Here is a 21,319-nt window from a genome sequence, read left to right as displayed (position 1 = left end):
CGTAGAATGAATTCCTGTTCACTATGTCGGCTCAAATCGTCCAAACTTTAGTGCTTTTTACCATTTCATCCCATTTACCAAGCACCTATCGTGCCAACGTTCTGACTTCACTTCTCATTTGTCTAACCTCATCAATAATGATGGGCAGAATACCAATGTTGCACTTATCATAAGCGATCTTTGTAACGGTCGAAATCTTCGATTTTTCAAGCATTGAAGCCTTTAATTGACTCGTCATAGCCATGTTTTGTCTAAACTTTCTCCGATTGTCTCACTTTAGTGTAACAAGCCGTATAAATGGTTTTCGTCGATACCGTTAACCGATAAACTAGCAACAATTTTACTATTTAGAGCCTGACCCATGTTTAAAACTATTTCTAAAGGCGCTGCACTTTTTGCGGCAGTATTTGCCCTTACAGCTTGTGATAACGGCAATAGTCAGCCACAACAAGGCAAGCAGTACGAAGAGCTACCTGTTTCTCTTGCTGAATACAACCTAGCGCCAGTTACTGAAGTTTTCTCTCTAACTTGCGGACACTGTCGTACGATGGAACAGTTCGTTCCTCAGATTGAATCGTTGACAGAACAAAAAGTTGAGAAGATGCACGTTACCTTTAACGAGAGTGCACAGATCAGCGCAATCATCTTCTACACTGCAGCAATGCAAGTTAACGGCACACCAGACAAAGCATTTATGGAAGAGCTGTTTGCGGCAGTTCAAATGGGTGCAGATGCAACAGCAGATGAGCGCCAAGCAGCAGTTGAGAAAGCTTTTGAGTCTCGCAACCTAGTAAGCCCATACCAACTAGACGACGCGCAACAAGCAAAACTGTTTGAATACATCACCAAAGCAGAAGAGATCACAACTCGTGGTCAAATTAACTCAGTTCCAGCGTTTATCGTAAACGGTAAATACCAAGTGATCACTGGCGGTCACGAAACCGTTGAAGCTATGGCTGACACCATCAACTATCTGCTAAAACAACCAAAATAAGACAAGGAGCTACTGTGTCTAAATTTCTGTTTCCTCTTATTATTTTCGTCCTAGCGGCATTCTTTATCTACCGCACTTGGACCAACCACAAAGTGGCTGACGAGAACTTTGCTAAAGGCCAAGAATTCCTGCTTGAGAACAGCAAGAAAGAAGGTGTAATTACCACAGAAAGTGGCCTGCAATACCTAGTACTTGAGCAAGGTACTGGTGATGTTCACCCGACCGCAACGAGCAAAGTGAAGGTGCACTACCACGGCACACTGATCGACGGCACGGTTTTCGATAGCTCTGTAGAGCGCGGCGAGCCAATCACATTCGGCCTAAACCAAGTGATTAAAGGCTGGCAAGAAGGTCTGCAATACATGGTTGTGGGTGAGAAAATCCGCCTGTTCGTACCAAGCACACTTGGTTACGGTAAAAGCGGTACGGGCCCTATCCCACCAGCAAGTGTACTGATCTTTGATGTGGAACTATTGGACATCCAATAATCCTAAGCAAGAACAAAGAACGCCGCGTCGATTGCGGCGTTTTTTATTGGTTTCAACTTACTTTAATCAGTAGGCAATCAAACTTATCGTCATCTCATCTTCATACTGGCCAGCAGCAGCACCAGGTACAGCTTGGTTTTGAAAGGCCATATTGAATCGAGTCTGTTTACCTTTTCGTGTATTTAATATCGTCGGTGTATCTAGCTCTAGTTTTCGGCCTTGCAAGAACGTGGTGTACGGAATTTTATGACTTGCTTTTTGAGTGTTCACCAAGTGCCCATTGTTTATTGAATCCACTTCCAATCGCACTGTCGCGTTACTCAGCACATAAACGTCTATTTTGCGTGTATTTTGTTTCGTTAGATTGCCCATATCAACCGACACGCTTGTTCCCGCGACCGAAATCCAAGCATTATTTGGCGCCTCAATACGCGCTCGAACAAATGCAGGTAAAGTGTAATCTAATGATTGAAATTGATTACGCTCAGAGGTGAAGTCACCATTAGCAATGAATTCAAAATCGCCTTTGTAGAAACCTGGAGCCATAACTTTCCCTTGCGGCACATGAATCCAAAATGGCACTCTTTGCGAACCTCGAACTGGTAAAACAAAGTTACCGCTCGCATTTCGATTTAAGCTTTTCTTTTGTTCATTAAGCACGGTAGAGGTGACTTTTCCGTTTGGCCCATTGAGTACATGCTGCCAGCCGCTTTTCGCACTTATCTCAACATGACGAACACACGTGATGAGGTCTCTATCTAATGTAACATGTCCTTGGAACCAAAGAGCATTAGGCTTACTCGCTAGAGGCTTTTGAGGCATATTGTCGATCTCAACGCTATACGTTCCATCACAACTCGCATCATGATTTGGTTCGGCATTCATAATGCCAGAAAAGCTCAATGCCATTGCTGAAATCGCCGTAGCAAAGGCATAAGTGTTCATTCTACTTTTCATCATATCTCCCCCATCTATATTCCTAAACAAAGCTCGAATCTTCACCTTGCTATTTAGCCAATACAGATAACTTTCCGAGATTAATCAAACTCTCTTTGGAAGCAGGAATCGTCACGCTGATTGCTGGTATTCCACTCTGAGAAATTTCCATTCGATACGTGCCAGGACGAACACCTTGGATATAGAAACGTCCTTGCTTATTCGTAAAGAAAGCAACGTCCAATTCTTCAAGAATCATTCGACCTTGAACATAAGCCAAAGGCTCACCATCGCCATCTTCAATAAATCCTGTTGCAGTATAAAAGGCATCAGACCCAATATTTAGGATATGCCCTGTCGCTGATCCTGGAGACACCTCAATCTTACCGTTACCCCAGTCGTACCCCAAAGGCGCATCTTCAACGTTATAATCCATCGCGTTACGAACAAACGGTTGAGAGACAGAAACAATACCATTGAACTGCGATGTGGCATTAGCTATTGCTTTACCCTCCGAGTTTACGTCAAGGTTCGCAGTGCCTCCCTCCAAACTTGAGTGCACATTTGCCAAAACAAATGGACCCGAGGTCACTCTTCCCCATCCCCATTGGCCATCAACCATTCCAACGGCGGTCGCTAATCGTACCGATCCTTGATACTGTTCATCATCACTCGAACGGAGTTTGTTACGAGAAACTTCGACTTCGGTTCTTAATCGGCTCGCGGTATAACTCATTTGCGCTTGTTGATTATCAATGTCCTGATCCCTCTCAGCATCGATTCGTACACCGACATCCCCAACGTAGTTATTTGCCTCATTGCTGAAATAAGCTCGACTACGTTCATCCTTGCTGTTGTAAGATAAACCTAAACGATTCGAGCTGTCTGTTGAGTACCAGTTATATTCAAACGTAAACAAAAACCGCGTGTCGCCATCCTCGTATTGAGACGATTCTTCATATTCAGAGCCCACACCGATTGTGATCCCCCCCCGACGCCAATTGAATAGTCCCGTTCCACGCTTTTCGCTACTGTCTTCCTCTGTTTCCCCATAACGGCCAGATAAAGATAAGTCGAGTTCACTGGTGATTTGCCAAAAGTAACTGGCTAGGATTTGAGTATGATCACTGTCTGGTTCGGATTCACCCCAAGGTTTACTGTTAAAATTATCGGAACGCTCGATGGCAAGTCTCAAGTTAGGAGCCTGACTGTCACCACTGCCTATCACACTATTCTCATAATCTAGTGAGGCAATCCATCCATCGCCAAAATCAGAACCACCACTCCATGAGTACCGGCCAGTTACGTTTCCTATTGGCGTTTTAACGGTTGACAACACGCCTAGCACCGCGCCATCATCTGCCCCCAATCCATTGCTGCCAATGGTTAACCAGTCCGTTAAGCCATACTCGATATAACCTGTTCCAACCCAAGCATCTTCATAACCAACCGCTCGATCACCGTACTCAATAGGGCGACCGAATGAGAATGAATAATCAATAAGCCCTTTTGCTAACAGTGTGGCGTTATAAAATTGGGTAAACTGCAACACTTCTTGTTTGCCGGAAACATAGTTGACTACGACAGTAATGTCATTGGCACCATTATCTAAAATTAAGTTTTGTAAGTTATAACGCCCTGGATCTAAGCGTCCTCCCGAGACTCTTTCACCGTTGACATATAGTTCAACTTCCGCAGACTCGAGTAATACCAATTGTTGGCTACTTTGAGGGCTAATTTCTCTATCGGGTTGCAAGTCAGAGTAACGACTTTCTATTGATATGCCACCAAGTGACAAACTGTAAAGGTGACCGGATTCACCGCTCACCACATCGCCTGCTGAAAATCGTACCGGGACATTTGGCCTATCGTGAAAAGCGACCCACTCTCCACGATAAAACTCTGTACTTTCATCGGTTGCTTCAAGGTAATTTGCTAAGAGGAAATTTACCCCCTCTGCTCCTCCAATGTTTGCTTGAGATAACCAATCTAAAGATGAGTTCCAACTTTCACTGTCATCTTCCCAGTAGTGGTTGTAGGTGAGATTAAAGCTATTTAACCAACTCACATAGCCGCTCTCACTCGGTTTAAAAAGCGGGTAACCTGATGATAAATTGATGTCAGTTTCGTTTAGAATTTCAGAATCTAACGTCGCTTGTAGGACCAACAATTCAGGGTTGAGTGATATAGAAACCCCTTTCGCATTCAGTGTTTCAACCGTGACATAGTCCGAACCACTTTTTGGGGTATTTTCCTGCCACCACTTCGCGGTGATGCGTCCGCCTAACACGCTATTCAATCCAGAGATAGAAACACCAACCAGTGACATGCCATTAATTTCGACAGGCAAGTCTCCGAGCTGTGTCTCTCCATAGACTAAAGGAAGAGAGAGTCGATAAACGCTTCCCCAAGCCGAAATGGAAATAAAAATCGTAATGACAATAAATACTGACCGCCACATAATCGACCTACGTTATTGAAAGGTGTGACGTTATTGAGTAAAAAGAGACTCTGCGTTTACTTTCACTTGCTGGTTTGGAACCAGATACTGCATTGGAAGCAAAGATTCTAATTGTTCCCAATTCCAAACTTTCTTTTGACCATTCCATTCAACCGAGTAACTGTGTCTACTCAACTCTAGAATACTTGTTCCAGTATTGCTGATTACTAATTCTGGCGTATTTTTGCTATTCGTGTTTACCGCACTGGTAAAGTCATCTTTTGCGCTTTGAGGCGAGACGAACACCAATGCCCCAATACGAAATAGCATCTGAATTGCATCTTTCTCTGACTCTGATTTGAGTGGTAATTGAGTCACGATAAGACGATAAGATTCGGCGAACTGCTTCGGTGCGCCAATGTATTGCACTTTAATTGTTTGGGACTTACCTGGTGGAATTAAAATCTGTGGTGGGAAAACCATTAGGTCATCAGTCTCAAGCAGAGTCTCGTCATTATTAAATTGGACACTACGTTTACTGGTTGTCATCTCTAATGGCAAAGGAACCAAAGATGTATTGGTCACTTTAAAAAACGTCGAAGTCCCTTTTCCAATATCATCAACACCTTGCACCATAGGGAAAAGCTCAAAAGCCAACACTTGGATTGGCATTAAGATAATAGAGATAACGAGCAGTCTTATAGTTTTCATAAAGCACCTCAGATTGGGGAGACTGCTCTCCCCAATAGCTTTAACTATTTATTACATGTGGAATAGTGATACATACATTGCACCGCTGTACTCACCCCAACGTGCGCCCGCTTGAGGGTTAGATTCAATTGTCAGCGTATGTTCACGGTTCATTTTCTTGTTAATTTTATTACTAATCTTAACTTCTTTAACAATACGTGCATCTACTGTAGATACGCCTTTTTTCTTCGTTGAAGTTGTTCCTTTAAAGGTATACTTCATTGGGATTTCGTCGCCATTTGAGTTCACGAAATCAAATGGGTCAACATACATTGTTCCTTTGTTACCGTACGAGTTACACCATGCTTTAAATTTGAAAGTATGAGTATCTTTATCTTGAGCAAGGTCGAACGTAAGTTCTTTTAGACTATTATCTGCTACCATTTCACAACGCTGTGGTACTTCGCCTTTAAATTTCACATAAAAGTCAGCACGGCCATCATCAGTACCTACGGTCCAATCATTTGCTACTGCACCCGCTGAAAATAGCACTGCCATTGCTGCGATACTTGCTAAACGTTTCATGATTGTTCTCCTTTACATTTATTCCTTCGGTATAAGTCAAAAAGTTGATTGGAAATTACAATGTAAATTTACGCTCAAAGCATTTTTTTACCATCAGTCATCTGACCAGAAAGAAACAAATAAAGGATGAGGAAAGGCCAACAAACACCTTAAATTGATTTAGAACAACAATTAAAACCTTTATTCCATCATTAAAGCACCTAATTGAGATCGACTTTGTTTTCCTGTTTTACTCAAAATATGTGATACATGAGTTTTAATCGTACTCAAACTCACATTTAATTGTTCGGCTATTTCCTTATTGGAGTAACCTTGGAGCAAATATAGAAACACTTTTTGTTCTTTACCTGACAACTCATACTTAGCCCCTACCATTTCCATAGACAAACCGTTATGGACCTGCCCCCTCACTATATTTCTTAAAGAATAAGACATCGCTTCGCGACTAAACCACAATTGTCCAGAAGTCACCATTCTCGTAGCTTTGTGCAAAAGTTCTAAAGTCATCTCAGACTCCAAAAGGCCACACCACCCCATTGAAATCAGCCCTTTAACACCTTCCAAATCTTGCTTACTTGCGTTTGCTAATATCCAAGCCCCGCCACGAGTAATAGGAGATATTAAATGGAGAGAAGGATTACCTAATGTCGTCCGGTCATAAATAACCAGATCATTTTCGTTCAGTTGCCAAAGTTTATTGACAGAAGCTTCAATAAAAAAGTTGTACGTTTTAAAACTATGAGAAAGCCCTGCAATTACTAACTTAGACCACTCGGGATTTTCAGATACAACAAAAACCTTTTGTGAGTTCGCCATAATGCATCTCGTTCAGAATTATAATAATAAACACTTGCTAACCAACAAGGTTGCATATTTATATTACTTTATTATCAGCCGGATATTTTGATTATCTTCACAATATAGTTTTATTTATCCTTTTGTCATTTTCGTGATTTTATTAAATGAAACACAAAATTATAAAAAACGCCGCATCAATTGCGGCGTTTTTTATTGAATGAGCTCTTCTGAGCAATGGCGAATTAAGCTTTTGGATAAAAGACTAACTTATCCCCTTCCACCATCACACAATCCATACCTGCTGCGTGAGCGGCTTTCTTGCCTAACTCGGTATCTTCAAACACCACACAGTCTTGTGCGCTTAAACCAAGTTGTTCTGCGGCCATAAGGAATGTATCTGGGAAAGGTTTGTGGTTTTCGACGTCAGTCGCTGTGACGACAGCATTTAGCTTCTTCAAGATGCCTGCTTTCGCCAATAGACGCAGTGCACTGTCTCGTTGGCTACCGGTTCCAACTGCGATTTTCTTATTACCTAGATGTTCATCTAATACGATGTTGGTACACGAGATGATTTCTCCGTGTTGTTCCATCTCTGCGAACGTGTCCATTTTGAAGCGAGATACGGTTTTAGGGTCGAGAGACAAACCATGTTGACGGTTCACTTCGCCAACGATTTTGAAGCTTGGCATGCCACCTAAACTGTGCAACCAACCTTGGTTGAAAGGGAAATCGAAACGGTCTGCCGTCGCTTGCCACGCTGCTAGATGCGCTGGCATGGTGTCGATTAAGGTGCCGTCCATATCGAAAATCAACCCTTTATAGGGGCTTAAATCTATCGTATTCATGTCAATTCTTCTATTTGTACATCTCTGATGGTAATTTATCAGCCATTACAACATTCCTTATTGGCATTTAGTAAACATGCTCAAAATTTCGAACTCCGTCACAATTCAAGATTGGGAAATCCAATTATCTCCCATCAGGGCTCAAGGAAGTGGTGGGCAAAACGTTGATAAGGTATCGTCCGCGATACATTTGCGCTTTGACGTACGTCATTCCACGCTGCCAGAATTCTATAAAGAGCGATTACTTGCCCTTTCTGACAGCCGAATATCCAAAGATGGCGTAATCATCATCAAAGCACAACAGTTTCGGACGCAAGAGCAGAACAAAGAAGACGCACTAAATCGATTACAAGCGTTGATACAATCTGCAAGCCGACAAGAAAAGAAGCGTATTAAAACCAAACCAACTCGCGCTTCGCAACGTCGTAGACTTGATAGCAAAAACAAGCAAGCGACAAAGAAACAGCAACGCCAAAGAGTGCTGTACTAATAAACGTCAGAGCTAGCCATTGGGAACCTTTTTGGGCTCCTTACTTTAGTCAACTATTCAGGACAAACTTTATGACTATTAGGCACAAGCTCTACTCCTTAGGAGTGATCGCCATTCTGGGCATTATGACCCTGCTGGGTACCTCGTCACACTTCGCTAACCAAAGCCAAGAGCTCGGCCATGCTGTTAAGCTCGTTGGTGATTTGGAGATTCGTCTCCTTAACTTACGCCGTAATGAAAAAGACTTCTTACTGCGTAGTAACATCAAGTACCTTGATAAGTTCGATGGTAACGTCGATAAGTTCTTGGTGATTGAACAAGAATTGGCTGGCATCCTTAACCGTTATGACCTTCCTTCTAGCCACCAATTCAAGCAAGACTTATTGGCCTATCAAAAAGGTTTCCAGACTTTAGTTTCTGCCTACGGACGCTACGGTCTAGATTCGGAAAGCGGCTTATGGGCAAGTTTTGAGCGAGAGCTTTCTGCTGCGGAGCAAAATGCTGATCATCAACAAGTCATGGCTCTGACTAAATTCTCAGAACTTGTTAAAGCCGGAGAAATGGACGAAAGCCTTCTACAAGACCTATACGTACCTGCTTTGATTGAAAGTGCCCGTCAGCTTGCTGCGCAAAAGCAAACTATCGGCGTGGCTTACAATAAGGGTTTATTGGGTGATACTCGTGCTTTATCACACACAGTAGAACAACAGTTTAAAACCTTTTCATCTGCCCTGAGCGACGCAGCACAAGCTCGAGATAGCCAAAACAACTTGGTGAAACAAGTCATCACAGCGGTTGTGCTGGTCATCATCTTTGCCTTGATCTTCCAAATCTCACGTTCGATCAATACTCGCGTTAGTAGCTTGCTCACCACTATTAAAAACATTAGTGAAAGCAATAACATGGGCCTACGCTCTGAACTTGCGGGGAAAGATGAACTGGCGGACATCAGCCATCACTTAAACGATCTATTAGACAAACTTGAGCACCTTATCCACGGAACACAGGAGAAGTCAGCACAGTTATCGGCAAGCACAGACAACATGCACCGTGAGCTAGAAGGCGTAATGGAACAATTTCATGCCCAAGCCGATCATACTTCGTCGATGGCAACAGCCGTTCAGCAAATGGTCGCAACCATTGGTGAAATATCTGAAAGCACTTCGGTAGCAGTGGAAGGCGTTCACCAAGCAGCAAACAATGCAGAACAAGGTCGTACCGTTGTCGAGACGACAGTTTCGAATGTCGGCCAGTTAACTGGTATTCTTTCAAACAGTCAGCAGTCCATTGGCTCTCTCAACGAGCACGTGGCGAAGATTGGCGGCGCAGTAAATATCATCCAAGATATCGCTGAGCAAACTAACCTACTCGCACTTAACGCAGCGATTGAAGCTGCACGTGCCGGCGAGCAAGGTCGCGGTTTTGCTGTTGTGGCCGATGAAGTACGTGCACTGGCAAGTCGCACTCATCAATCGACAGAAGAAATCACCCGCGTGGTGTCTGATATTCAATCGCAAATGTCCATGGTGGTATCTGATATCGACCAGTGTAATGATCAGGGTCAGCAAACCCTACAAGCATCGGAGAAGTTAGATTCAAGCCTTCAGCAAATCATCGCAGACATGCACGCAATTCAGGGCAACTCCGAGCGCATTGCATCAGCCATTGAAGAGCAAGGCATCGTGATGAATCAGGTGAGCGATTCGATTACTGAGCTAAACGTGATTTCAGAGAACAACATGCAATCAGCGCAAGAATGTTTGCATGAGGTGAACTCTGTTTCGGCTCAGGCCCATGAAATGGATGATGCTGTCGCTGAATTCAAAACACGCAGCGTATAATCTACCTTCCCTTGCAATCATTATTGCCAGATAAACAAAAAGCCCGAAGCACTCTCATGCTTCGGGCTTTTTCTATCTGAGGAAACTCAGTGCTTATTCGTCATCAAGAGGAACAAGCTTAGTGCTACCACCGTGGATCTTCTCACGCTTTCTCTGTACCAGAGCGTAGAAGCCCGGGATCAGGAAGGTACCCGCTAGAAGTACACACAACAGACCACCGATTAGTGAAATACCCAACGAGTTTTGGCTCACGTGACCCGCACCTGCTGCGAAGATCAGTGGGAAGATACCCAAGATGAACGACCAAGATGTCATGTTCACCGCACGGAAACGAAGCTTACCACCTTCTACTGCCGCATTATCAATATCCACATCTTTCTCTTCACGCTCTTGCTTGGCGAATTCCACAATCAGGATTGCGTTCTTCGCCGCGAGCGCTATGAGCAAGACGAGACCTATCTGAGCGTACAAGTTGAGTGGCGTTCCGGTTAGATTCAACGCAAGGAAAGAACCTAACGTTGCCACAGGTACCACAAGGATGATCGCCAGAGGGATACTCCAACTCTCGTACTGAGCCACCATGAACAAGTAGATAAAGATCAATGCCAACGCAAACGCATAGATTGCTTGGTTGCCTGCCAGTACTTCTTGGTAAGCCATGCCCGTCCATTCATAAGTGTAACCTTGCGGTAGCACTTCAGCTGCGACACGCTCCATCGCTGCGATCGCATCACCACTTGAATAGCCCGGTGCTGGTTGGCCTTGAATGATCGCGCTGCGGTACATGTTGTAACGCCATGCTACATCTGGCTCAAACACCTGCTCGTAACTTACTAGCGTGCTCAGCGGCACCATATCACCACTTGAAGAACGAACGTGGAAACGTTCCAGATCGTCCATGCTGCTGCGGTGCTCACTGTCTGCTTGCATGGTTACACGGAAGTTCTTACCAAACATGGTGAAGTCGTTCACGTACAACGAACCAAGGTTACCTTGTAGTGTTTGGAAAATTGACGACAGTGGAATACCCAACTGCTGTGCTTTTTCACGGTCAATATCCACATAGTAATGCGGTACGTTTGCACGGAAAGTACTGAAGGTATAAGCGATTTCTGGCGCTTGGTTAGCCGCCTGAATCATCTCCCCCATTACCATCGACAAATCAGTACGGCTACGACCTAGCGTGTCTTCCAGTACAAACTCGAAGCCAGATGCTGCGCCCATACCCGGTACTGCAGGAGGCCCCATCGCGAATACTACCGCTTGAGGAAGTTCCATCGCAGCACGGCCGTTGATGCGGTTAGCAATTGCGTTAGCAGCGTGTTCACCGTCAAGCGAGTTACGCGTGTCCCAATCATGCAGTTTGATGAACAGAGACGCACCGTTTGATGCTGCGGCACCCGTCATGAATGAGTAACCATTCGCAACGGTTACGCCATCTACACCCGGCTCTTGCTCAACCATCTTCATCAGTTCATTAGTTACTTCCTCGGTACGAGAAAGCGAAGCCGAATCCGGAAGCTGAACGTTCACCAACAAGATGCCTTTGTCTTCTTGAGGAACAAACGCCGTTGACGTTGTTTTCGCGAAGAACGTTACTGCCGCAACCGCCACGAAGAAGAAAGCAATCAGCAACATAGACTTCTTAACCAAGAAGCCAGCAATTTGACCGTAACGCGCTGTTACACGCTCTAGACCACGGTTGAACGCTTGGAACCAGTTAGCCGTGTTGCCACCACCCTGCTTCAATACCAACGAACATAGTGCTGGAGACAGCGTTAATGCGTTAATAGACGAGATAACTACTGAGATACAGATCGTCAATGCGAACTGACGATACATGATGCCAGTAATACCCGGAAGCATGGCTACTGGCAGGAATACCGCCAATAGAACCAAGGTCGAAGTAATGATTGGACCCGTTACTTCTTTCATCGCCAGCAACGTTGCTTTACGCGGTGAAATAGTTGGGTCTTTCGCCATGGTGGTATCCACGTTTTCGATAACCAGAATCGCGTCATCTACCACGATACCGATGGCAAGGATCAAACCGAATAGGGTTACCGTGTTGATGGTAAAGCCCGTCGCCTGCATGATGGCGAATGTACCGATAAGGGATACAGGAATCGCAACAACCGGAATCAAGGTTGCACGCGCACTACCAAGGAACAGGTAGGTTACTGCGATTACCAGCAAGATAGCTTCAATCAGCGTTTTCACTACGCCCTTGATCGACTCTGCAACGAACACGGTGGTATCGTAACTGGTCTCGTAAGCCATACCCTCAGGGAAGTTAGTGCTTAAGCGCTCAAGCAAGTCCATAACTGCTTGACCACTTTCCAGTGCGTTTGCGTCGGACTGTAGTGACAGAGCGACGATCGACGCATCTTGACCACGGAACTTACCGTTACCATCGTAGAACTTCTTACCAAGCTCAACACGAGCCACGTCTTTTAGGTATACCGTAGAGCCATCTGGGTTTGCGCGAAGTACTACATCCTCAAACTCGCTCACGCTCTCAAGACGACCTTTGGTCACTAAGTTGAACTGAACTTCTTGAGGGTTGTTGTACGGCGCAGCACCGATACGACCTGCCGCTACCTGTACGTTCTGTTCTGCCAATGCCGAGTAAACGTCAGTTGTCGTGAGGTTCAGGTTAGCCATTTTTTCTGGGTCTAACCAAACACGCATCGCGTATTCACCACCACCGATAACGTTAACTTCACTGATGCCTTTAACACGCGCCAGCTGGTCTTTTACGTTCAGGTTGATGTAGTTGATAAGGAACTTGTCATCGTACTTACCGTCAGGTGAGTAGAAGTTCAGAACCATCAACAAGTCAGGAGAACGCTTTTTCACCGTTACGCCTACCATGCGCACTTCTTGAGGTAGTTTGGACTCAATCTGTGATACACGGTTTTGCACGTTAACCTGCGCCATGTCTGGGTCAGTGCCTACATCGAAGGTAACGTTTAGGCTGTAAGAACCATCGTTCGCGCTCTTAGAAGACATATAGATCATGTCTTCTACACCGTTAACGGAGGTTTCTATCGGGTCGGCTATTGCCTGTTCCACAACCTCTGCACTTGCACCCGTGTAGAATGCGGTCACGCTCACCGATGGCGGACTGATTTTTGGATATTCAGCAACTGGCAAGATCGCTAAAGAGATGGCACCTGCCAACGTCAATATGATCGAAATAACCAGTGCGAATTTTGGTCTTTGAATAAAGAAACGACTTAACATTGCGCCTCCTACTGCTTGTCTTCAGCAGGAGATTGAATGCGCACTTCTACACCGTTACGTACACGTTGCAGACCCTGTGTAATCACAGTGTCGTCTTGTTCCAAACCTTCATTGATGATGATGCCCTGCTCTACTTGAGGGCCAAGTTTCACGTTGCGACGCTCTGCAACATTGCCTTCAGTCATCACCATTGCGAAATCGCCCTCTAGGTCAGTTTGCACCGCACGACGAGGAATCACGATAACGTCTTTCGCGTTTTTATCACGGAGATTCACTTTAATGTGCTGACCAGGAAGAAGTTGTTGTTCTGGGTTTGGTACCAATGCGCGCATCGCAATCGTACCGGTTTGGGTGTTGATACGGTTGCCCAAGAAGTCTAACTGGCCTAGGTGCTCAAAGTACTCACCGTTTTCCAGTTCAAGTTGAACTTCTACACCACTCGACTCATCACTGCCGTCACCCTTGATGCGGTCCATACCAAGCGTTAAACGCTCACGTTCACTAACGCTAAATGAAGTATGCACTGGGTCTAAGCTAACAAGCGTTGTCAGAATGCCAGAAGAAGGAGAAAGCAGGTCACCCGTACTTACTTTACTGTCGCTGATGCGGCCGCTAAATGGCGCACGAATTTGTGTGTAAGAAAGGTTTACTTCCGCAAGCTTGAGTTGAGCGTTTGCCGCTTCTAACTCGGCACGCGCGCCAAGAAGAGTGGCCGTTAACGCATCAAATTCAGATTGAGAAATACTGCCACGTGGCAACAAGTTCTTACCTCGTTCGTGGTCAAGTTCCGCTTTCTTCAAAGCAGCTTTAGCTTGAGCTAAGGCCGCTTTTGCACTCGCCACTTGCGCTTCAAAAGAAGAAGGCTCGATGGAGTAAAGCAGTTGTCCTTTCTCGACCATTTGACCTTCGTCAAAATGGCGAGCTTCAAGATAGCCAGAGACTTGTGCCGTGATATTTGTATCTTCTACTGCTTCAATGCGACCGATGTAAGATTTGCTCGGCTGGTAGTCGATAATTGTGACATCTTGAGTCACAACAAGAGGAGCTTGGCCCCCCTTCTGGGCATTGTTTGCTTCTCCGCATCCTGCGAGGATAGCTGTTGCCGCCATTAATGCGACGAGTGGTTTCTTTTGCATGTATATACCGTCTTTATAGAACAGGATTCGTTTGACAATACCCTAACCTTACAGGGTGCTTTGTCCGAAAACTTTAAAGGAAACCGGGGAAAGTGTATCAAAGTGTAAGCCAATGAAACGACTCGCAAACATCGTAATTAGCAGGCTATATTTGTTGCGATCCTGTACTCGAATCGCAATGAAAGTCGTGTAAATGTTGTGGGGTAGAGAACGGAGATTATTTGCACAATGATAGGCCGATAACCTAGTAAAACGAAAACTTCGTAAGCGCAGCGTATGATTTGACTATTTTTTTAAACAAAATGCGTTATCATGCAAGTAATTCAAAGCTTTCGACCGAGAGGATTAGTATGATTTCTAAATGGGAGAAACGTTTTTACCAAATGGCTGAGCTTGTGGCGTCTTGGAGTAAAGATCCATCAACACAAGTTGGCGCGGTAATCACTAAAAACAACCGCATTGTCTCTGTTGGCTTTAACGGCTACCCACACGGTGTTTCCGACAGTGTGGATACAGATGAACGTGAACTGAAGTATCTAAAAACGTTGCACGCTGAAGAGAACGCGATTTTGTTCTCAAAACGCGATTTAGACGGTTGTGATATTTGGGTTACCCACTTCCCTTGCCCGAACTGCGCTGCGAAAATCATTCAAACAGGTATTGCGCGCGTAAGTTGCCCTGAACAATCTGAAGATTTCTTATCTCGCTGGGGCGACAAGATTCAAGTGAGCCAAGACATGTTCGACCAAGCAGGTGTGGAAGTAAACTGGCTACCAATCAGCGAAATCGAAGAGAAAAGCGTTCGCTAAGTTATCACTGAGCTTTTGTTTGAGCACTCAGGCAACCCTAGCTCGAAGAAACAAATAAAAAAGCCCAGGCACGCGTCTGGGCTTTTGTTTATCTAAATGGTGAGGTTAACCAGCTGTAAGATTAACCGTATTTCTTAGCCGTTAGTTCTGCAATCTTGACGATCACTTGTACCGACTTCTCCATCATCTCCACAGAGATAAACTCATGAATACCGTGGAAGTTGTAACCTCCAGTGAAGATGTTTGGACAAGGTAAGCCCATGAACGATAAACGCGCGCCATCTGTACCACCACGAATTGGCTTAATCAGAGGTTCAACATCGCACGCTTCCATCGCTTGCTTCGCTAAGTCGATGATGTGAGGGTATGGCTCAACCATTTCACGCATGTTGTAATAGCTGTCAGTTAACTTCAACTCAACCGAACCGTGTTTCAAGCCTGCGTTCATGTCATCAACGAGCTTCTGCATAAAGACTTTACGGTTTTCCAGACCTTCACGGTCGAAGTCACGGATGATATAACCTAGCTCACTGCGAGCGACACCAAGTTCACCAGATTTTAGATGGAAGAAGCCTTCATAGCCTTCTGTCGTTTCTGGCGTTTGATCTTCTGGCATCTGCACTTGGAATTTAGCCGCCAAGTTCATTGCATTAACCAATTTACCTTTTGCTGTGCCTGGGTGAACGCTCACGCCATGGAAGATAACGTCTGCACTAGTTGCATTAAAGTTTTCGTATTCCAACTCACCTTGCGGGCCACCGTCGATGGTGTAAGCCCACTCAGCACCAAATTTCTCAACATCAAACAAGTCAGCACCACGACCAATTTCTTCGTCGGGAGTAAAACCAATACAGATGTCGCCATGTGGGATTTCTGGGTTTTCAATCAACATCGCTACCGCAGAAAGAATCTCTGCAATGCCCGCTTTGTTGTCAGCACCAAGAAGCGTTGTGCCATCTGTGGTAATCAGGTTGTGGCCATGAAGCTCGTGCAAATCAGGATACTGCACTGGAGAAAGCACTTCATCACCTAGGCCAAGTGCGATATCGCCACCTTGATAGTCTTCAATAAATTGTGGTTTTACGTTTTTACCTGAAGCATCAGGAGCCGTGTCCATGTGCGCGATAAAACCAATTGCTGGCACATCATAATCAACGTTAGATGGCAGCTTAGCCATTAGGTAGCCATTGTCACTCAAGGTCACATTGCTTAAACCAAGTTCAATCATTTCTTTTTTAAGCTGCTGAGCAAATACAAGTTGCCCGCCGCTGCTTGGGCAAGCTGATTCGTGGGGATTAGATTGAGTATCGAACGTGACGTAGCGAAGAAATCTTTCAACTAAATGCTTCATAATTATTCTCATTGTTTTGAGCGAAGGATGCCGCGCACAGGGATGTAAGGTGTGCGAGGATCCTATCCAACATGGTTCGACAAGCCATGTTACGCTCATGCCACAATAAGAATTTGCTTTGAATCAGTTTTTCATCAGAAAGTGCTGACACGCCACATCAGCACTCACATTAAGGGATTGTTTTATCGAGAATTAATTCAATAAGTCTTCAGCAAGTTCACGCCATTCACGGATTTTTCCGTGGAAATGTCGCCACTGTTTATCACTCATTGTTTGAGAAATATCTAGGGTGAATTGATCCGTTAGAGCGATATTATGATCAATATTCTTGGTCAGTTGATCACTATAATAACTTTCCGGCTCAAACAGGAGCTGCATGAATACCTGCTGGTAAACCACGCTATTGTTTTTATTTTCGAAAAGATACTCTAATTCCTGAATTATAGAGGATCGATAATCACGCCATAATGAGCTATTAATTATCACATCTTGAGAAAGCTGTTTGGCACGTGCTTTTTGCTTGTTAGATAATTTACCTAACCATTCTTCCATCCACTCTTCTGTATTCTCTAAGACAATTTCTCTCAGCTCTTGTTCCGTTTTCCCTGCATATTTTTCATCTCGTTCTTTGTAACGCTCTTTTACGCTATCGACGAACTCCGATTCTTGCTTACTGTCTAACTGCATACTCAACGAGAACAGGTCTGGCGCGGCTTTCGAGACAAGACGTTGGTAATGGTCTCGCATTTGATCTCGGTTAGCTTGCAATGACTCAAGTGTCACACTGTCTTTATTCAGTGACTCTAATTGTTTTAAGTGATCGATATATAAGGGTAATTCCTCTTCTTTATGCCAATCCGCCAATAATAAGATACGTTCTTCCAACAGAGCTTCTTGCTCACCATCTAATGAGACGTAGTCATCCAAATATTCAATCACGACCCAATCAATATTGCTGTATAAGAACTTTTTCGCGCAGCCAGCGAGTACCAGAATAGATATCAAAATACATCCGTATCGAACCGCGTTATTAGATAAACTTTTTAATTTCATCACCGATCCATATTCCCTTTTCCATTGATTCAGTTCTATACTCAATCTTAATCACTTATTATTGCGGCAAACTTTCGTCAGTACGGCAAAGTGACATTGCCACTCATGTAGTATATAGAGTTTGAAATTAACTTTTTTATCACAACTATCCGCAAAAAAGTGAGTTAGTGCGCAATTATCGACCAAAACTTGAACGAAACGGCGTTCCTTATATGGCATATAATTTGCATCAATAACATCAGGATAGTTTATGGAGGCGTAGCATGGCTGCTGCTGAGCAACTTGATACGAGTGTAGAGTACGAGATTCGTTACTTTGAACAGGGGAAAATGCACAGTATGAGAGTCGTCGCGGAAGATAAAAACGCGGCACATCATTACTACTTGGAGTGCGGCAAGCATAACAGTGATTTGTATTCGATTCGCCCAGACAAATGAAAAAACCGCCAGTGATTGGCGGTTTTTTTCTGCTTAAGATGCGTTTAGCTTTAGGCGGTTATTTGATTTCGCCAAAACGCTCTAGATAAAGCACAGTCGCGGCGGTGCGAGAAGGCACTTTGAGCTTTTTCAACAAGCTCTTCATGTGCACTTTCACCGTTGACTCAGAGATAAACAGACGATCTGCAATTTGCTTATTACGGAAGCCACGTGCGACCTCTTGCAAGATCTGCGTTTCTCGGTCAGTAAGCGTGTCAAACACGTCTTCTTGCCCTTCACGTTCGTTCAGGTACTTAGCCACGGCTTGGCTGTATGCCTTGTCACCCTCGTGTGCTTGTTTTAGCAATTCAACCAACTCATCTGGCTCGGTATCTTTCAACAAGTAACCATCAGCACCACTTCGCACGATCGCTTCGATGTCCGCAGGGCTATCCGATACCGTTAGGATAACGATACGCGCTTCACAACCGTCTGCGCGCAGCGCTTTCAGCGTATCCAGGCCCGACATGCCCTTCATGTTCAGATCAAGAAGTACCAAATCCAGTTCTAGTTCGTGAGCTTTAGCAACCGCACCTGCGCCGCTGCTCGCCTCTGCAACCACTTCAAACTCTGGCTCGAAACTGAGAAGCTGATGAATACCACGTCTCATGAGTGGGTGATCATCCACCAGCATTACTTTACACACTGTCAATGTTTACTTCCTTACTATGTTGGAATTCTAGTCTTACGATACAGCCACTATTCTTCGCTGCCTCTATTCTGAGGTCGGCGTGCAACCTTGCTGCACGCTCTTGCATGATGCTCATACCGTAATGATTTAATTTTTCATCTTGTTGCTCAAAGCCTATACCATCATCGGTGACCGTCACTGTGACTGTCCCTTCAGAATCAAGACATTGAATATCAATATTTTTAGCTTGAGCGTGCTTGATCGCATTAATTGTCGCTTCTCTGATCAACTGTAGTAGATGTACTTGTTGGTGCGCATCTAATTCTGTTGAAGAGAGCTTGTTATTGAGAGAGATTTCAGCCGCCGTTTGATCGTCTAGCGTCGAAACCATCTCTTGAAGTGCCTGACCAAAACTGCCCTCTTTTATCGTGAGACGGAATGTAGTCAGCAATTCACGTAACTGGGTGTAGGCCGCTGAAAGCCCGGTATCTAATTCAGCAATCACTTGATTAGTTTGCGCGATCGCTTTCTCATCAGGGATGTTCTTCACACTGCGTTTCAAGAGCGACACTTGAATCTTCAGATAAGACAAGGCTTGAGCCAATGAATCATGAAGCTCGCGAGCAATGGTGGCACGCTCTTCCATCAGCAATAATTGCTCGGCTTGTCGTTGCGCTCGGTTGTAATATACCGCACGAGATAAGATTTGAACAAAGTTATCAATAAGGGACTCATTTGGGCAAGGTAGTCCTACTTTCCAATGCAAGAAGCCAAGATGCTCGCCATCTAAAGTAAGCGGCTTACTGTGACATTCACTGTCACACTCATGACGGCATTCTTCCCCTTCCGTAAGAATCCAATTTGGTTCCCCAATTTGATCAATTTCGAGCTTAACAGCACGAATTCCTTCCAAACTTGCAATATGTTGTAAAATCGCTTGGAAATTCTCTTGATGAATACGAGAAGCGGTCAACTCTTTTGATGAATCATACAGCACTTGGAGTGTTTGGTTTGCATGTTGAAGCTTGCGTGTTTTCTCATCCACCGCCAGCTCTAACCCTCGATATAGCTTCCCTAAATCAGTCGCCATCCGATTGAAAGTTCGAGTTAAAATGCCCATTTCATTGTCACTCGATACATTCAGTGAAACGTCAAAAGAACGGTTCTGGATCTGCTCACTGGCAAACACTAATGCGCGTAATGGTCTTACGACTTCTAGCCTCACAAAGTGCACAACAAACATGCTCACGCACAAGATTCCGCCAAGCCCTAATCCACCAATCCACGCTAAGTTAATCAGTTTTTGTTCAGAATAGTTCTGTAGCTTAAACACGAAACCATCAATTTGTTGAACAAAACCAGCCACTAACACCAAATACTGATCTCTGTCTTGGCTCTTTAATACGGTTTTCAGCTCGTGCCAGCGAAGAATCAGTCGATAGTAATCTTTTGTAATATCTTCTGGCACCGACCAATGCTGCAGTGCGAGCATCGAGTGGGAATAAATGGACTGCTCAAATAAATCAATATGTGAAGAATAATCGACAGATTCGCTTTGAATATCATGGGCTAAGCGATAGCTCTGCATTCGCATAGAGCCAGAAACGTTGACGGCCTCTGCATCATTTAAGCTCGACGCGAGAGTGAAAATAGCAAAGCCAGTGGTTGCGACAGAAAGAAGCAAAATCAACATCATGGCAGACGCAATCGTGCGCGTTACTGACTTTTTCACATTTTTAAACAACTCTGAACTCCGCTCATTTGATAACCATGTTTGTCTTTATACAACACGTATTATCTTTCAACTTTATCAATATGTGATCACCTGCGACGGAATTTATTGATCCAAAACAATATTGCGTCCTAATTACCCCCTAAGAGGTATTTATAGATATATGTCAAAAACTACAATTTCGTGTACTTAAATGACAGTTTATTAATGAAATTGTGGACTATGCTTAGTTTGGGTTTCAATTTCCGAGGTGACTAAGTGGTAGACCTTTCTAGAAGAAGACTTTTTGCACGTAAAGCGCAGCCAGATAATTCGGTACGTCTTCCTTGGTTAGCTAAGCCGACTCAATTCACAGACGATTGCACTCGCTGCGGTAAATGCATCGAGGCTTGTGAAACTAAGATTATAACTAAAAGCGACGGCGGATTTCCTGCGGTCGATTTTTCGATTGATGAATGCACGTTTTGTTACCAGTGCGCTGAAGCTTGCCCAGAGCCGCTATTCTTAGCAGAAGCTGAACAACCATGGCACGCAAAAGCAAGCATCAACGAAAGCTGTTTAGCAAAACAAAATGTCGAATGCCGAAGCTGTGGGGACATGTGCGACCCGATGGCAATCCAGTTCAAGTTAGAACTTGGCAAAGTAGCACAACCAAATTTAGACCTTGATGAGTGTAACGGCTGCGGCGCCTGTGTTTCAGTGTGCCCTACTTCATCCATCAATGTGAGCAATATAACAGCCTAGCCGTTAGTGGTCGGCGCGAAAGGCGATAAAACGA

At 44.5% G+C, this 21,319-nt stretch carries 19 protein-coding genes; 7 read left to right on the top strand and 12 right to left on the bottom strand.

Features of this window, described 5'->3' with window-relative positions:
* The first annotated feature begins 361 nt into the window (after positions 1-361).
* Both ATB78_RS08575 and ATB78_RS08570 read left to right on the top strand, forming a co-directional pair.
* Positions 362-994 (top strand): thiol:disulfide interchange protein DsbA/DsbL, encoded by a 633-nt coding sequence (locus tag ATB78_RS08575; protein WP_009704740.1) that lies wholly within the window; start codon positions 362-364, stop codon positions 992-994.
* Positions 995-1,008: 14 nt separating this feature from the next.
* Positions 1,009-1,482 carry an FKBP-type peptidyl-prolyl cis-trans isomerase gene (locus tag ATB78_RS08570; protein ID WP_038893604.1) on the top strand — a complete coding sequence of 158 codons (474 nt, stop codon included), beginning with the start codon at positions 1,009-1,011 and terminating at the stop codon, positions 1,480-1,482.
* A 66-nt stretch (positions 1,483-1,548) separates the two neighbouring features.
* On the opposite strand, the gene ATB78_RS08565 is transcribed toward ATB78_RS08570, so the two are convergent.
* From ATB78_RS08565 to ATB78_RS08540, 6 genes are all read right to left on the bottom strand, one after another.
* Positions 1,549-2,442, bottom strand: a complete 894-nt coding sequence (locus tag ATB78_RS08565) for a hypothetical protein (protein ID WP_240537376.1) — start codon at positions 2,440-2,442, stop codon at positions 1,549-1,551.
* A gap of 46 nt (positions 2,443-2,488) precedes the next feature.
* Positions 2,489-4,879 carry a fimbria/pilus outer membrane usher protein gene (locus ATB78_RS08560; protein ID WP_061008390.1) on the bottom strand — a complete coding sequence of 797 codons (2,391 nt, stop codon included), beginning with the start codon at positions 4,877-4,879 and terminating at the stop codon, positions 2,489-2,491.
* Positions 4,880-4,909: 30 nt separating this feature from the next.
* Positions 4,910-5,569, bottom strand: coding sequence for a fimbria/pilus periplasmic chaperone (locus tag ATB78_RS08555; RefSeq protein ID WP_061008389.1), 660 nt, complete (start codon positions 5,567-5,569; stop codon positions 4,910-4,912).
* Between the two features lie 51 nt (positions 5,570-5,620).
* Positions 5,621-6,133 (bottom strand): hypothetical protein, encoded by a 513-nt coding sequence (locus tag ATB78_RS08550; protein WP_045479376.1) that lies wholly within the window; start codon positions 6,131-6,133, stop codon positions 5,621-5,623.
* A 180-nt stretch (positions 6,134-6,313) separates the two neighbouring features.
* Entirely contained in the window at positions 6,314-6,949 is a 636-nt protein-coding gene (locus ATB78_RS08545) for a response regulator transcription factor (RefSeq protein WP_061008388.1), read from the bottom strand.
* Between the two features lie 224 nt (positions 6,950-7,173).
* Positions 7,174-7,776, bottom strand: a complete 603-nt coding sequence (locus tag ATB78_RS08540; protein WP_061008387.1) for a beta-phosphoglucomutase family hydrolase — start codon at positions 7,774-7,776, stop codon at positions 7,174-7,176.
* Positions 7,777-7,852: 76 nt separating this feature from the next.
* Here ATB78_RS08540 and arfB point away from each other — a divergent pair, with 76 nt between their 5' ends.
* The gene (gene arfB, locus ATB78_RS08535; RefSeq protein ID WP_061008386.1) at positions 7,853-8,266 is read left to right on the top strand and encodes an alternative ribosome rescue aminoacyl-tRNA hydrolase ArfB; all 414 of its coding nucleotides are present in this window, start codon (positions 7,853-7,855) and stop codon (positions 8,264-8,266) included.
* 71 nt (positions 8,267-8,337) lie between these two features.
* On the top strand, positions 8,338-10,107 hold the full coding sequence (locus ATB78_RS08530) for a methyl-accepting chemotaxis protein (RefSeq protein WP_061008385.1): 1,770 nt from the start codon (positions 8,338-8,340) through the stop codon (positions 10,105-10,107).
* A 93-nt stretch (positions 10,108-10,200) separates the two neighbouring features.
* On the opposite strand, the gene vmeZ is transcribed toward ATB78_RS08530, so the two are convergent.
* A complete protein-coding gene (vmeZ, locus tag ATB78_RS08525) occupies positions 10,201-13,353 on the bottom strand; it encodes a multidrug efflux RND transporter permease subunit VmeZ (RefSeq protein ID WP_009704744.1) in 3,153 nt (1,050 codons plus the stop codon).
* An 8-nt stretch (positions 13,354-13,361) separates the two neighbouring features.
* Positions 13,362-14,489, bottom strand: a complete 1,128-nt coding sequence (gene vmeY / locus ATB78_RS08520; RefSeq protein WP_005435881.1) for a multidrug efflux RND transporter periplasmic adaptor subunit VmeY — start codon at positions 14,487-14,489, stop codon at positions 13,362-13,364.
* A gap of 350 nt (positions 14,490-14,839) precedes the next feature.
* Between vmeY and ATB78_RS08515 the strand changes: the two genes are divergently transcribed.
* Positions 14,840-15,298, top strand: coding sequence for a cytidine/deoxycytidylate deaminase family protein (locus ATB78_RS08515; protein WP_005435882.1), 459 nt, complete (start codon positions 14,840-14,842; stop codon positions 15,296-15,298).
* A 121-nt stretch (positions 15,299-15,419) separates the two neighbouring features.
* Here the strand turns inward: ATB78_RS08515 and pepT are convergent, their stop codons facing one another.
* Positions 15,420-16,649: a peptidase T gene (pepT, locus tag ATB78_RS08510; RefSeq protein ID WP_061008384.1), complete on the bottom strand. Its 1,230-nt coding sequence runs from the start codon at positions 16,647-16,649 to the stop codon at positions 15,420-15,422.
* A gap of 192 nt (positions 16,650-16,841) precedes the next feature.
* Positions 16,842-17,702: a DUF6279 family lipoprotein gene (locus ATB78_RS08505; RefSeq protein WP_061008383.1), complete on the bottom strand. Its 861-nt coding sequence runs from the start codon at positions 17,700-17,702 to the stop codon at positions 16,842-16,844.
* A gap of 263 nt (positions 17,703-17,965) precedes the next feature.
* On the opposite strand from ATB78_RS08505, the gene ATB78_RS08500 reads away from it, so the two are divergent.
* Entirely contained in the window at positions 17,966-18,139 is a 174-nt protein-coding gene (locus tag ATB78_RS08500; RefSeq protein ID WP_009704747.1) for a hypothetical protein, read from the top strand.
* A gap of 58 nt (positions 18,140-18,197) precedes the next feature.
* On the opposite strand, the gene ATB78_RS08495 is transcribed toward ATB78_RS08500, so the two are convergent.
* Positions 18,198-18,830, bottom strand: coding sequence for a response regulator (locus ATB78_RS08495; RefSeq protein WP_240537375.1), 633 nt, complete (start codon positions 18,828-18,830; stop codon positions 18,198-18,200).
* Complete coding sequence (gene narQ / locus ATB78_RS08490; protein WP_009704749.1) at positions 18,817-20,553, bottom strand: nitrate/nitrite two-component system sensor histidine kinase NarQ; 1,737 nt, start codon at positions 20,551-20,553, stop codon at positions 18,817-18,819. Before narQ ends, ATB78_RS08495 begins: the two co-directional genes overlap by 14 nt.
* 246 nt (positions 20,554-20,799) lie before the next feature.
* On the opposite strand from narQ, the gene napF reads away from it, so the two are divergent.
* Positions 20,800-21,285, top strand: coding sequence for a ferredoxin-type protein NapF (gene napF / locus ATB78_RS08485; RefSeq protein WP_009704750.1), 486 nt, complete (start codon positions 20,800-20,802; stop codon positions 21,283-21,285).
* Positions 21,286-21,319 lie beyond the last annotated feature (34 nt).

Origin of the sequence: Vibrio sp. CUB2, assembly GCF_001557945.1 — a bacterium.
Classification (GTDB): Bacteria; Pseudomonadota; Gammaproteobacteria; order Enterobacterales; family Vibrionaceae; genus Vibrio; species Vibrio owensii.
This window is presented reverse-complemented; position numbering and strand designations above follow the sequence as displayed.